This window comes from Capnocytophaga ochracea DSM 7271 (assembly GCF_000023285.1).
Classification (GTDB): domain Bacteria; phylum Bacteroidota; class Bacteroidia; order Flavobacteriales; family Flavobacteriaceae; genus Capnocytophaga; species Capnocytophaga ochracea.
The window spans coordinates 2,477,459-2,491,829 of the sequence record NC_013162.1; the positions used below are offsets into that span (position 1 = coordinate 2,477,459).

Genomic DNA, 14,371 nt, shown 5'->3' on the forward strand with positions numbered 1-14,371 from the left:
CAATTAACCATTAATCATTGCAATTGTTTTCCACACTTGATATAAGCCACGTGGTACGTGGAAACAGCCTTTCCATTTACCGCCTTTGAGGTCTAAAAGCACTTCGCCTTGGCGATTGAGGTACCCCCACCATTCGCGGTGTTTAGGGTCTTTAAAATGTTCCCAAGTGTAATGATGCACTTTCTCAAACCACTGCAAGCACTCTTTATTACCAGTGAGTTGATATCCTTTTATCAGCGAAATAAGCGTTTCTATATGTACCCACCACAGTTTCTGATCCCATTCTAATTGTTGGGGCGGACAGCCTTTTCTATCCATAAAGTAGTAGATACCGCCATACTGTTTATCCCAACCGTAGTCAATCATTTTTAGGGTAGTTTGCACCGCCTTTTCGATAAGCTCAGGACGATTGAGACGTTTGCCTAAGTCCATTATAAACCACATTGCCTCAATGGCGTGACCGGGGGTAAGCTGACGACCTTCAAAAGTATCAGATAGCGAACCATCAGCATTTACATTTTCTACTACGATGCCACCCAGTTCAGGGCGTAAAAATACGTCCATTACTTCGTGAATACAAGTATCCATCGTTTTCTCGATGAAAGCCTCGTCCAATAAGGGTTCTATCTCCAATGCCAAATTACAGAGAATCATAGGCAAGGCAAAGTTTTTAAGCGAACGAGTGCCTGGGTAGGCTTTGCTCCATTTCCCCTTAGGATTATCTTGTTTAGAAAGGATAATATCAAAAGTGCGTTTGGCTATATCGGCATATTCCTGATTGCCTGTGGCAATGCTCAACTGACCGAAAGCCATCGTAGCAAAGGTATAAGAGAAAATATTATATGGTTCCACAAGAGGGTTACCTTGTCGGTCTAATGAAAAATACCAGTTTAGGTTTCCGTCGTGTCCGTATTTTTTGAGGAACTCTGCTCCTTGTATAGCGCAATCCAACCATTCTTGTCGTTTTTCTACACGGTTATAAAGCATTGCAAAGAACCATACTTCACGCCCTTGTAACCAAATAAACTTATCGGTATCAAATACATTTCCTTGGCGGTCAAGACAAGTAAAATAACCACCATATTCTTTGTCTTGCGATTTCTCTAACCAAAACGGAATCACGTTTTGTAACAATTCATCGCGATATTGTTTTTCTAATTGTTTAAAATCCATTATTAAAATAGTATCTTAGTTCTAATTGCGATTTAGTTTCTATTCTTCTTTAATCGACGGGGCAAAATAACAAATAAAAAATGATATGACCAAATATTTAATAAAGTTTTTTTATATATAAATTTTATGAAATGTTGATTTTAGTTATAATAAACTGATTTACATATATATTTGAATTGAATAGAAAATATTACATTTTCGTATTATTTCGAAAAAACAACTATAAACAATCTTTTTATTTTCTATTTCATTCAAAAATCTATCATAAAGAATAATTTAAAATATTTTATTTTACAAATTCTACATAGTATAAAAACTACAATAATAAAACTTTTAATTAATAACAGCCTATTAATTTATTCGAAATAGAAAATAAGGCGCATAATAATAAAATAGAAAGGTTATATTAATATGTATAAAGCAAAGCAAACAGCTTCGTACTATAATTTATTTCCAAGAATAAATCCATCATTTTCCTATTGCAAAAGAGTCTCTCCCTTTTTTATTACACATTATATATCAATCGCTTACAAACCACTCCCTATATTTCAACACTTATATTACTTCTCAAAACCTATTCTCCTTCATTGTTCCATTATCAGCCCGTATCACTCGCACCGTTGTTTGTATGAACATTGCCAAAATTTCAAATCTTTGGCAATGTTAAAATCCACTAATAACCTTCTTCTTATCTCCCTCTTAGATTTAGCTTACCTTCTTTTTTCGTTCGTCATTTGTTCGTCTTTACGTCGCTGTAGTTCCCCCTTTGGAGCAGGTTAAGGAGAGGTTTTGTTCGTCTTTTCTATATCTGTCCGTGCGGCTCGCACCGTCTTTTGTTCGTCTTTTGTTCGTCTTTTGTTCGTCTTTTGTTCGTCTTTTGTTCGTCTTTTGTTCGTCTTTTGTTCGTCTTTTGTTCGTCTTTTGTTCGTCTTTTGTTCGTCTTTTGTTCGTCTTTTGTTCGTCTTTTGTTCGTCTTTTGTTCGTCTTTTGTTCGTCTTTTGTTCGTCTTTTGTTCGTCTTTTGTTCGTCTTTTGTTCGTCTTTTGTTCGTCTTTTGTTCGTCTTTTGTTCGTCTTTTGTTCGTCTTTTGTTCGTCTTTTGTTCGTCTTTTGTTCGTCTTTTGTTCGTCTTTTGTTCGTCTTTTGTTCGTCTTTCCTTCGTCTTTTGTTCGTCTTTTGTTCGTCTTTATGTCGTCGTAGTTCCCCCTTTGGAGGAAGCCAGCGAAAGCTGGGTATGTGTAAGGGGGAGGTTTTATTTGTCATTCGGTCGTTTATCATCTATTGTAGACCCACTGTAAACCCACTCATCATTCGCCTTTCCGTCGTCACACCTCCCTTACTGTCTTTATCAAAGTTGAAATCCCCTCCGCATTACATTCATCATTAATCACTAACCACTAACCATTAATTAAAATTTTGCTCATTTGCTAATTATTCTCTACCTTTGCACTCCAAATTAACAAAGACATTATGATTTACGAAATATGTGCCAGCTCATTCGAGTCGGCTAAAAATGCACAAGAAGCAGGTGCTACTCGCATTGAATTATGCAGTGAATTGGGAGTAGGAGGCATCACTCCCAGCTACGGATTGATTAAAAAAGTAATGGACGAACTGAGCATCGGCAATTGTGTGCTGATACGTCCACGCAGTGGCGATTTCACTTATACCGAAGAAGAATTCGATGTAATGTTGCGCGATATTGTTCTTTGCCGTGAGTTGGGTTGTATGGGCGTAGTAACGGGTGTATTGCACCGCGATAATACCATTGATGAAGAACGCACCGCACGCCTCATTGAAGCCTCTGGCGATATGGAATTTATCTATCATCGCGCTTTCGACTGTACCCCCGACCCCATTGTAGCTATTCAAACCTTGAAACGTTTGGGAGTAAAACGCATTCTCACCTCAGGAGGTAAGAAATCGGCTATTGAGGGGCTCGCTCTTCTAAAAGAACTCAATCGCATTGGCGGAGGACGACCTACTATTATGCCCGGTGGTGGCATCAATGCGCAAAGTATCGTGCAGATAAAAGCTGCCGGTTTTACCGAAGTACATTTCTCAGGTACTGTTTTCGAAGATTTAGGTACTACCTTACCTTTCTCGTTCAAAACAGAAAGTTTTTTAGATGAAACCAAAAGACCTATTTCTAACGTTAAAGTTATTCGTGAGATTATTAGCAAATTAGCAAATTAACGAATAGGCAAATATTCTATGATTTATATTATACTTATCAGTATCTTTACGCTGTATTTCTTATTGAGTTTTTATGCTAGCAGAAGTTTAAAGACTCTTGTCGCAGCACGATGGATACATTGGACTTTTTGGGGAATAGCAGTAGCGATTGTTCTCAACCTTCTTTATCATTGGTTCAACAGAGGTAAAACGGTGTGGAGTGCTCCTCAGCAATATGCTGTGGCAGGACTACTTACGTGGCTCATCATCTGCTTATTTGTCAGTTTGCCTTTGCTTATAGAAGATATTACTCGGCTTATACGCGCTTTTTTCAGCAAGAAAAAGCAAAACGCTCCTCGTATCCCCTCGCGACGCAAGTTTATCAGTATGCTGGGTTGGGGCTTGGCGGCAATTCCTTTTGCCTCTATCCTCTACGCTATTTTTAAAGGAAAGTACAATTACAAGGTATGGAAGTATACCCTTTATTTTCCCGACCTTCCTAAGGCGTTCGATGGCTATCGAATTACTCAAATCTCGGATATTCACTGTGGAAGTTTCGACAATTATGAAAAGATACGTTATGGGGTAGAACTTATCAATGCTCAAAAGAGTGATGTCATTCTTTTTACGGGCGATTTGGTAAATAACTTGGCAGAGGAGGTTCACGTTTGGAAAAGCTTGTTTGCTACGTTGCACGCTCCTGATGGTGTCTTTTCTATTATGGGTAACCACGATTATGGCGATTACTCTTCTTGGGAAAGCGTTGAAGCTAAGCGCAAAAACTTAGAACACTTGTTTGATTTACAAAAGGAAATGGGTTGGGACTTGCTCCTAAATGAACATCGCTATTTAGAACGCAATGGCGAAAAGATTGCCCTTATAGGCGTTGAAAACTGGGGGCGCGGTAGGTTCTCTAAATACGGCGACCTCAATAAAGCTATGGAGGGAGTAAACGAAGAAGATTTTAAAATACTGATGAGCCACGACCCTACTCATTTTCAAGAAATTGTTTTGCCCGAGAGAAAGAACATAGCGCTCACCCTTAGCGGTCATACACACGGAATGCAGTGCGGGATTGAAATACCCCAATGGCGGTGGAGTCCCTCACAATATATTTATAAATATTGGGGAGGTATGTATAAAGAAGGAGCGCAATATTTAAACGTAAATCGTGGGTTTGGGTATCACGCATTCCCTGGAAGGTTAGGCGTATGGCCTGAAATTACTGTCATAGAACTCAAACGAGGATAATATACATACATCATACTTTTGCGAAGATTATTATGGATACATTTTTAAAGGAATTAGAAAGTCTAAATGCCCCTCAACGTGCTGCCGTGCTTCAAAAAGATGGACCTATCATCGTGATAGCAGGAGCAGGCTCTGGTAAAACTCGCGTGCTTACTTATCGTATAGCCAACTTGATGAGAGAAGGTGTAGATGCTTTCAATATCCTTGCTCTTACCTTTACTAATAAGGCTGCCAACGAAATGAAAAAGCGTATTGCTAGTCTTGTAGGCAACAACGAAGCAAAGAACCTATGGATGGGTACATTCCACTCCGTTTTTGCTAAAATCTTGCGCATCGAAGCCGATAAATTGGGATATCCTCAAAATTTTACTATATATGACACCCAAGACTCTCAGCGCCTTATTAATGGCATCATTAAGGAGATGGAGTTGGACAAGGATATCTATAAGTATAAACGAATACAATCGCGTATTTCTTCCTTTAAAAACAGTCTTATTACCGTGAGAGCCTATTTTAATAATCCTGAACTGATGGAAGCTGATGCAATGGCAAGACAACCACGTTTAGGAGAAATTTATCAAGAATATGTAGACAGGTGTTTTAAAGCAGGAGCAATGGATTTTGACGATTTACTGCTGAAAACAAATGAACTCCTCAATCTATATCCTGATGTATTGGCAAAATATCAAAATAGGTTTAGGTATATTCTCGTAGATGAGTATCAAGATACCAATCACTCTCAATATCTTATCGTGAAGGCTTTGGCTGACCGTTTTCATAACATTTGTGTAGTAGGAGATGATGCGCAAAGTATTTATGCTTTTAGGGGAGCAAACATCAATAATATTCTCAATTTCAAAAATGATTATCCAGAGGCAAAAGAATATAAGTTAGAGCAAAATTATCGTTCTACAAAAAACATTGTGGAAGCAGCTAATAGCGTGATAGAACACAATAAAATACGATTGGAAAAGGTAGTTTTCACCGAAAATGAATTAGGTGAACCTATTAAAGTGCATAGAAGCCCTACTGATGCTGATGAAGGTCGTTTTGTAGCGAGCTCTATCTTTGAAAACAAGATGCAACACCAGCTTCCTAATGGTAATTTTGCGGTGCTTTATCGTACTAATTCACAATCGCGTGCTATTGAAGATGCTCTTAGAAAACGTGACATTCCATACCGCATCTATGGCGGATTGTCATTCTACCAACGCAAGGAAATCAAAGATATGCTTGCTTATTTAAGACTTATCATCAATCCAAATGATGAGGAAGCTTTGGTGCGCATTATCAATTTTCCTGCACGAGGCATTGGAGAAACTACAATGGAAAAGCTTACTTTGGCAGCAAATCATTATAAGAAGTCTATCTTCGAGATAATGTATAACATCAATAAACTTCCAGAATTGCACATCAACACTACTACAAAGCAGAAACTTACTGATTTTGTGGTAATGATTCTTAACTTTCAAGCTCTCAATCAAAAAGCAAATGCTTTTGAAGTTGCCGAACAAGTCGCAAAGAAAACAGGGCTTTTGCAAGAGTTTAAAAAAGATGGTACTCCCGAGGGTATAGCCAAAATGGAAAACATCGAAGAGATGCTTAATGGTATGAAAGATTTTGTAGAAGGACAAGAAGATGTAGCAGATAGCAGGGCAAGTCTTTCAGAATATTTAGAAGATGTTGCGTTGGCTACTGATATGGATAAAGAGATAGGTGATGATGACCGTGTAGCTTTGATGACTATTCACTTAGCCAAAGGATTGGAGTTTCCGTATGTATACGTGGTAGGAATGGAAGAAGATTTGTTTCCTTCGGCAATGAGCATACAATCGCGTAATGATTTGGAAGAAGAAAGAAGGTTATTTTATGTAGCACTCACCCGTGCTGAGAAACAAGCCTATTTAACTTATGCAGAAAACCGTTATCGTTGGGGAAAACTTTCTGATGCCGAGCCAAGTAGATTTATCGAAGAAATAGATGAACGCTATTTGCAGTATCTTACACCTTCTATTTCTAATCCTAATTATCGTTATAAACCACTTGTTGATAGAGATATTTTTGGTGAAGTAGATAAAAGTAAACTACGTTTGCAGAAACCTATAAGTGGAATACCTCCTCATAAAAATGCCCCAATAGGAGAAGAACAACAAAAACTCAGGAAGTTAAAACCTGTAAATGCTTTGTATAATTCTAATAGTAATAATAAAAATACTTATAACGGACTGGATATAGGAACAGTAGTTTATCACGAACGTTTTGGACGTGGTAAAGTAATTTCATTGGAGGGAACAGGAAATGATAAAAAGGCGCAAATAAATTTCGAGACAGGAGGCTTAAAAAATATATTATTACGCTTTGCTAAACTAACTATTATTGATAGTTTGAACGAAGATTTATAACCCGCGTTACCTATTCGTCATTTCGAATTAAAGAGCATTATAGCTTTTAAGCTGAGGTACGAATTCCTCTCACTGAGAGGCTTACTCGATAACAAGAGGTTTTCTATAGCTTTATAGAAAGCCTCTTTTATTTGTTATAATTCACCCAAATAGCTGTACCCCCTCCTTTGTGGTCGTAAATAGATTTAATAGTTCCCCAAGAGAAAGTGCGTTCCTTGCCTATATGTGCTGTAAGCCATTGCTCATAATATTTTTCAGTCTGCAATTCGTATGCTTCACTCCAATCGTCCCACGAGGTTTGTTTTTCATTCTTCATTGCAAAACCTAAGAATTTTAGCTGTTCTCCTTCAAAACAAAGCGACACATTAAATAACTTCCCCTCAAAAGAACAATCGCTGAAATACAACCAATAATAGCCTGTCCCTACATCCCATACTTCGTTATTAGGAAAACGTTCTCTAAGAATTGTAAAAGTAGTATCAGCAGTGATAGTCTCTCCTTTTATAAGGAGAAAATTGCCGTTTTTAATATTTATAAAAGAATCTAAAGTTTTCATATAGAACGCTGTTTACTGAGTACAAAGATATAATTTTTTGTTAATATTTTCAATACCCACAGAAAAATTAGTACCTTTGCCTCTCTAATATATATCAAATATGAATATAGCCATAGTGTGTTACCCTACCTTTGGGGGGAGTGGTGTTGTAGCTACCGAACTCGGGCTTGCCTTAGCTCGCAAAGGTCATCAGGTGCACTTTATTACGTATAGTTACCCCGTGCGTTTAGACTTCTTGGAGATGAACATTCACTTTCACGAAGTGCACGTAGAAGAATACCCCTTGTTTCACTACCAGCCTTACGAACTAGCATTGTCCAGCAAAATGGCTTATGTGATAAAAACCTATCACATAGATATTTTGCACGTGCATTATGCCATTCCGCACGCTTATGCAGGTTATATGGCTAAACAAATGCTCAAACGGGAAGGGATAGAAGTACCTATGGTAACGACCCTTCACGGCACCGATATTACCCTTGTGGGCAACCACCCTACTTACAAAGAGGCAGTAACGTTTAGCATTAACGAATCGGATATTGTAACTTCAGTGTCCGAGAGTTTAAAGCAAGATACTCTAAGACTTTTCCGTATAGATAAAGATATTAAGGTAATTCCTAACTTCACAAATATAAAAAAATCCAAAGAAACTTCTCCTTGCAAACGTACTGTAATGGCAAATCCTGAGGAACTCATCGTTACACACATTAGTAATTTTAGGAAGGTAAAACGCATAGACGATGTGGTGAGAATTTTTTATGGCATTCAGCAGAAACTTCCTGCTAAGCTCATAATGGTAGGCGACGGACCTGAGCGCGAGATAGCCGACCAGCTCTGCAAGGATTTAGGCATCAAGAGCAAAGTGCTGTTTTTAGGTAATACTTCTGATATAGACCGCATTTTGTGTTTCACCGATTTATTCTTACTCCCTTCTGCCTCTGAGAGCTTTGGACTTTCGGCATTAGAAGCAATGGCAGCAGGCGTTCCGGTAGTATCGAGCAATACGGGAGGACTTCCAGAAGTGAATGAAGAGGGCGTATCGGGCTATCTGTGCCCCATAGGCGATGTAAAAGCAATGGCTGAGAAGGCTATTTACATACTTGAAGACAAAACCCGATTGGCACAATTTAAACAGAATGCCCGAAAAGTAGCCGAACGTTTTGACGAGGATAGAATAGTGCCAATGTATGAAGCACTTTACTACAGTGCTATCGACAATAAATAGGGAAAGTGCTTTTGCGTTTTTTCTGTTAAAAATAGTTAAAACAGCTATTTTTCTTCAAAATAGGACAGTAAAATATTTTTTAGCTCTAAATTTATAAAGTACTGAAAAACAGTACAACTAAACATTATCGTATCTTATAGGTAACTTATAGGAAACTCGAAGCTAAAGCGAAGGTAAGACGAACAAAAGACGAAGGAAAGACGAAGGAATGAGCTTACTATACTGAATATCAGAGGGAGATAAGACGATTTTAAAATATTGAATAAATTAAGGGTAAAACCTCAATTTTAACAGAAAAAATGCAACAATAGCAATTCAGAGGTTTATGTTATATCATTTCGTTGTAAGGGACGCAAGTATCAAAACCTTTGGAGGCAAAATAAGCGGGGGTATCTTCGGTTTCGGAAATGGCTAATACAAAATCACCACCCCAAGCGCCCAAACTCTTCACTGTGCCATTGAAATCGGGGAAAAGGCGTTCTTTAACGGTGGGCATACTCAAATAGTTGCTAATGAGGGTTTCGTGTTCGTTTAATATCTGACAAACATCGGTTACGGTGTGCGCTAAAACAAACTGTTCAGTAAGGCGAGTAATGCTCTCAGCAAGTTTGCGTTTACTTTTAGTTACTGACCGATAACGCGCAATTCCGTCCTTGCTATTTTGTTTCTGATTGAGATAAACGAAGTAGATTTGATGTGTATGAGGAAAAAGAAAGCGCAAAGGGTAACTATGTGGTTTGCCTCCTTCTAACTTATACAACAATGGAGTATTGCTTTTGGCACAAGCGATATCGTAACCACTGCCACCAAAACTCTTAAAAAGCAGTTCGTATGGATTTACGGTTGCCCACTGTGCTATATTGTTGATGAGTGTAGACGAAGTGCCTAAGCCCCACAAACGAGGGAACTCTAAATGAGTTTGCACTTGAGAGTATAGCCATTTATCTTTGAAATTGGGGTTGAGGTGAGTAGCCGTAGTGAGTATTTTTTGCAATGTTTGTGCTATTTGTTGGTGGGTTTCAGTAGTGAGTGTCGCACTGTCGAACCACAAATCACCGTCGGCATCAAAGGCTTGCCATCGGCTTTCGTTTGCTCCTTCTGTTACCTTCAATGTCTGTCCTTTCTGGGTGGGTAAAGCAAAAGCGAGCGCGCCGTCGAGCACCGCATATTCGCCCGTAATGAGCAATTTACCATTACTATGAAAAGAATAAGTTTGTGTTACTCCCATATTTTTTATATCTTTGCACTCTGAAAGGACAAAAGTAATAATTATTTACAGATAAAAAATAGAATAATGAAAAAAATAAAACAACTTTTATGCGTGTTTGCCCTCGCAATTCCGTTTGTTGCAGGGGCACAATCTATGCAAATAAGAATTGCCACTACCAGCGGAGATGAACAAAGTTTCAGGAGCGCTGAAGAGCTTATGAAGACTAACTTTGCTAAGCTAAAAGAAGTTAGAATTTATAGCAATTCAAATAATGAAGTGCAAGTAAGTGAGGCTTTATTGAGAAGGCTTTTCAGTGAAGCACAGCAACTTGAAGTATTGGAAATAAAGGAAGTGGGGATAGCTTCATTTCCTGAGCTAAGTGTTGAAAATAAAACACTAAAAGTATTGGTATTACGCCTCAATAACCTCAGCAAATTACCTGAGAACATCGGCAGTCTTTCGGCTTTGCAAACTATAGATATCTATAACCCGATTACTGAAGTGCCTGCGTCACTTATGAACTTAAAACAGTTAGAAAATTTGAAGTTTGAAGGAGCTGAATTTACAGATTTCCCAGAGCAAGTGTTTGCCTTACCTAAGTTGAAATCACTTATCATCAGTCAGTTTGACACGAAGAACAAAATAAAAGTACTTCCTGATAACTTCGACAAGTTGCCACTACTTGAAGAACTATCGTTGCGCAATGCTGCGCTTAGCGAAGTGCCTGCCTCAGTAGGACGTTTGCCAAAATTAGAAAACGTATACTTCAATGCGAACAACCTCACTAAATTACCACAAGCATTGGCTGAAAATCCACGATTAACTTACGTGAATATCAACGACAATCCGCTTGATTTCAAACAGTTTATAAAATCGATAGAGAAAATACAGTGGAAGGGTGTTTTGTACATCAACAACCGTAATTTCACTACTCAGCAATACGAAGAAGTAGAAAAACGCTTGCCCAGAATAAGCGTATTCTACACTCAGAGAGAAGAATAAGTACCCTAAAATGCATTTCATTTTATGAAAGAAAAACCCATAAAAGTAGGAATTTCCATTGGTGATATGAACGGTGTAGGACTTGAAATTATCCTAAAAACCTTTGAAGACCACCAAATATTGGAATTGTGTACGCCTATTATTTTTGCTTCGAACAAGTTAGTTTCTTTTCAGAAGAAACATTTCAATACCACTGCCAATTTTCAAGGAATTGAGAGCGTGGAAGCTGCTATTGACGGCAAGCTAAATGTGCTAAACTGCTGGAAAGAAACACCTACGGTCACCTTTGGACAAGAAACCGAAGAAGGTGGCAAATATGCCTTTTTATCATTACAAGCTGCGGTGGAAGCGTTAAAAAACAACAGTATTGATGTGCTGGTAACCGCTCCTATCAATAAGAACAACATACAGTCGGACGCGTTTCACTTTCCTGGTCACACCGATTATTTGGCACAAGAGCTCAACGGTACTAGCCTGATGTTTATGGTGAGCGAAGACTTGAAAGTGGGTTTACTTACTGACCACGTGCCTTTGAAAGAGGTTTCTTCTCTTATTACAGAAGCCCTCATTATGGAGAAAGCGCGCCTGATGAACGAATCACTCATTAAGGACTTCCGCTTACAACGCCCTAAAATAGCCGTATTGGGCATTAATCCACATTGCGGAGATAAAGGCGTGATAGGTAACGAAGATGACGAAGTGTTACGCCCAGCCTTGAAAAAGCTGTATTTCGATGAGAATATATTGGTATTTGGACCTTTTGCTGCCGATAGTTTCTTCGGTTCACAAACCTACCGGAACTACGATGCGGTATTAGCACCTTACCACGACCAAGGGCTTATCGCGTTCAAAACCATTGCCTTTGGTAGTGGTGTGAACTATACAGCAGGACTTAGCAAAGTACGCACTTCGCCCGACCACGGTACGGCTTACGAAATAGCAGGCAAGGGCATTGCCGACCCTGAGTCGTTCCGTCACGCTATTTTCACTGCTTTAGATGTGTTTAGAAACCGTGAAGAGTACGCTGAACTGACCAAAAACCCGCTAAAAGTGCGCTCTTTAGAAATGGACAAAGACAAATAATTACGAAATGAATATCAAAAAATTAGGAGCGATAGACATAGGATCGAACGGGGTGAGATTGCTTATTTCGAACGTATTGGAAGAGCCTAACGAAGCTCCGAAATTTACCAAAGCCAGCTTGGTGCGTGTACCTATCCGTTTGGGAGCTGATGTGTTTTTAGACGGGCTCATCTCAGAAGAAAACACCGATAGATTGGCAGACACGATGCAAGCGTTCAGTTTGCTGATGAAAGTAAACCAAGTGGAAAAGTATCGCGCTTGTGCGACCTCGGCAATGCGAGAATCTACCAATGGGCAACAAGTAGCCGATGAGGTATACAAACGCACAGGAGTGCGCATAGATATTATCGATGGTGCCGAAGAGGCGAGCATTATTGCTTCTACCGATATTTCAAGTTTAATACAAAAAGATAAAGATTACCTATACATAGACGTAGGCGGGGGTAGTACTGAGTTTACGGTCTTCTCGAAGGGGAAGGTAAAGAAGTCGCGTTCGTTCCCCATAGGTACAGTGCGTTTATTAGACAACAAAGTAAGCAATAAAACGTGGGAAGAAGTAGAACACTGGATAAAAAAGCACACGAAAGACTGTGAGCATATAGAAGCCATTGGTTCAGGAGGGAACATCAACAAGATACACAAGAACTCCAACAGCAGAGAAGGAGAACCACTGAGCTATCAGTACCTCACCGATTACCTTAACTATGTATCGGGATTTACTTATGATGAACGCATCAGGCTCTTAGGCTTTAATCCCGACCGTGCCGACGTAATTCTGTATGCACTTACAGTATTCATCAATGCGATGAAATGGTCAGGAGCAGAAATTGTACACGTACCCCGTATTGGTCTTGCCGACGGGATTGTAAGGAGCATTTATAATGAAGAATAAGTGGTTTAAATTTTAATAGTTTGTAATAAAAAGTGAAAGAGCTTAATACATCATTCGTATTAAGCTCTTTCTTTTTACAATGAAAGTTAAACTAAACTCGGAAATTATTGCTTGGTAGAGGATAAGTACCCTCTACTAAAATACTACTATCTACATCTTGGAGGTTACGATGACCTGAAAAAGCCATAGTAGTATCCATTTCGTCATATAATATTTGCAAAGCACGTGTTACGCCTTCTTCGCCATAAGCACCGAGCCCATATACAGGAGCACGACCAAGCATAATACCTTTGGCTCCTAACGCCCACGCTTTGAGCATATTTTGCCCTGTATAGAAACCAGAGTCTATCCATACTTCGGTTTGGCTACCTACGGCACTTACAATATCGGGGAGTGCTTTGATAGTGGAAATAGTATCGTCCATTTGGCGACCACCGTGGTTAGACACAATAATCGCATCGGCACCATATTTTACAGCTTCGATAGCATCTTCAGGAGTCATAATACCCTTTAAGATGATAGGTCCCCCCCACAATTCTTTAATTTCGGCGATATCTTTCCAACTAAGACTTGGGTCGAACTGCTCTTTTGTCCAAGAGGAAAGTGAAGAGAGGTCGGATACGTTTTTCGCGTGACCTGCAATATTGCGAAATGTCCAACGGCGATTGCCAAACACATAGCGCAACCCCCAAGGAATTTTAGTAGAAAGGTTAATCATATTAGGGATAGTGAACTTAGGAGGGGTGGAAAGTCCATTCTTGATATCGCGATGACGATTGCCGAGCACCTGCAAATCTACGGTTATCATTAAAGCAGAGCATTTAGCATCTTTAGCACGACGAATAAGGTCTTTCATAAAATCGCGGTCGCGCATTACATACAACTGAAACCAAAAGGGCTCTACTCCTGCTTCTACCAAATCTTCGATAGAGCAAATAGACATCGTAGAAAGCGTAAAAGGGATTCCAAATTTTTGAGCGGCTTTTGCCATATGGATTTCTCCATCAGCCCACATCATTCCCATAAAGCCAACAGGAGCCGTCATAGCGGGAAACTTTACCTTTTGCCCTAAAAGAGTACTTTCGAGGGTACGGTTATCCATATCCACTAATATGCGTTGACGGAATTTAATAGGGTTAAAATCGGAAACATTTTCTCTGTAAGTTGATTCAGTCCAAGAGCCGGTGTCTACATACTCATAGAACATCTTAGGGACGTTGCGTTTACACACCACACGCAAGTCCTCAATGTTTGTCATTTTAGTTAAATCTCTCATTTGGATAAGTTTTTTAAATTGATAATCTTAATACTTTAAAAAAAATAGATATTGTTTTCTTTTTCTAATTTGGTCGCAAATATAAACAATAATTTTGATTTAGCAACTTTTTCTTTTGAAAAAGTAAA

The 14,371-nt window shown here is 39.0% G+C and carries 12 protein-coding genes; 7 read left to right on the forward strand and 5 right to left on the reverse strand.

The genetic code is table 11. The annotated features are described in order from the left end of the window. Positions 1-3: 3 nt before the first annotated feature. On the reverse strand, positions 4-1,173 hold the full coding sequence (locus COCH_RS10460; RefSeq protein ID WP_015783042.1) for an AGE family epimerase/isomerase: 1,170 nt from the start codon (positions 1,171-1,173) through the stop codon (positions 4-6). 802 nt (positions 1,174-1,975) lie between these two features. Beyond that, positions 1,976-2,434: a hypothetical protein gene (locus COCH_RS12225; RefSeq protein WP_041546853.1), complete on the reverse strand. Its 459-nt coding sequence runs from the start codon at positions 2,432-2,434 to the stop codon at positions 1,976-1,978. Between the two features lie 207 nt (positions 2,435-2,641). Between COCH_RS12225 and COCH_RS10470 the strand changes: the two genes are divergently transcribed. Genes COCH_RS10470 through COCH_RS10480 form a run of 3 tightly spaced genes read left to right on the forward strand, consistent with a single transcriptional unit; the run spans position 2,642 to position 6,999 of the window. Beyond that, positions 2,642-3,367: a copper homeostasis protein CutC gene (locus COCH_RS10470; protein WP_015783044.1), complete on the forward strand. Its 726-nt coding sequence runs from the start codon at positions 2,642-2,644 to the stop codon at positions 3,365-3,367. A gap of 18 nt (positions 3,368-3,385) precedes the next feature. Beyond that, the gene (locus COCH_RS10475; protein WP_015783045.1) at positions 3,386-4,597 is read left to right on the forward strand and encodes a metallophosphoesterase; all 1,212 of its coding nucleotides are present in this window, start codon (positions 3,386-3,388) and stop codon (positions 4,595-4,597) included. A gap of 32 nt (positions 4,598-4,629) precedes the next feature. Continuing rightward, entirely contained in the window at positions 4,630-6,999 is a 2,370-nt protein-coding gene (locus tag COCH_RS10480) for an ATP-dependent helicase (RefSeq protein ID WP_015783046.1), read from the forward strand. Between the two features lie 127 nt (positions 7,000-7,126). Here the strand turns inward: COCH_RS10480 and COCH_RS10485 are convergent, their stop codons facing one another. Further along, a complete protein-coding gene (locus tag COCH_RS10485; RefSeq protein WP_015783047.1) occupies positions 7,127-7,555 on the reverse strand; it encodes a hypothetical protein in 429 nt (142 codons plus the stop codon). A 100-nt stretch (positions 7,556-7,655) separates the two neighbouring features. On the opposite strand from COCH_RS10485, the gene bshA reads away from it, so the two are divergent. Beyond that, positions 7,656-8,780, forward strand: a complete 1,125-nt coding sequence (bshA, locus tag COCH_RS10490) for an N-acetyl-alpha-D-glucosaminyl L-malate synthase BshA (RefSeq protein ID WP_015783048.1) — start codon at positions 7,656-7,658, stop codon at positions 8,778-8,780. A 328-nt stretch (positions 8,781-9,108) separates the two neighbouring features. Here bshA and COCH_RS10495 read toward each other — a convergent pair whose 3' ends face one another. Beyond that, positions 9,109-10,008 carry a GYDIA family GHMP kinase gene (locus tag COCH_RS10495; protein WP_015783049.1) on the reverse strand — a complete coding sequence of 300 codons (900 nt, stop codon included), beginning with the start codon at positions 10,006-10,008 and terminating at the stop codon, positions 9,109-9,111. A gap of 66 nt (positions 10,009-10,074) precedes the next feature. On the opposite strand from COCH_RS10495, the gene COCH_RS10500 reads away from it, so the two are divergent. The 3 genes from COCH_RS10500 to COCH_RS10510 are packed head-to-tail and all read left to right on the forward strand — an operon-like array spanning position 10,075 to position 12,967. Further along, positions 10,075-10,992: a leucine-rich repeat domain-containing protein gene (locus COCH_RS10500; RefSeq protein ID WP_002672389.1), complete on the forward strand. Its 918-nt coding sequence runs from the start codon at positions 10,075-10,077 to the stop codon at positions 10,990-10,992. Between the two features lie 24 nt (positions 10,993-11,016). Next, the gene (gene pdxA / locus COCH_RS10505; protein WP_009417349.1) at positions 11,017-12,075 is read left to right on the forward strand and encodes a 4-hydroxythreonine-4-phosphate dehydrogenase PdxA; all 1,059 of its coding nucleotides are present in this window, start codon (positions 11,017-11,019) and stop codon (positions 12,073-12,075) included. Between the two features lie 7 nt (positions 12,076-12,082). Beyond that, positions 12,083-12,967 carry a Ppx/GppA phosphatase family protein gene (locus COCH_RS10510; RefSeq protein ID WP_009417358.1) on the forward strand — a complete coding sequence of 295 codons (885 nt, stop codon included), beginning with the start codon at positions 12,083-12,085 and terminating at the stop codon, positions 12,965-12,967. Positions 12,968-13,058: 91 nt separating this feature from the next. Here COCH_RS10510 and COCH_RS10515 read toward each other — a convergent pair whose 3' ends face one another. Continuing rightward, complete coding sequence (locus tag COCH_RS10515; protein ID WP_009421800.1) at positions 13,059-14,243, reverse strand: alpha-hydroxy acid oxidase; 1,185 nt, start codon at positions 14,241-14,243, stop codon at positions 13,059-13,061. Positions 14,244-14,371 lie beyond the last annotated feature (128 nt).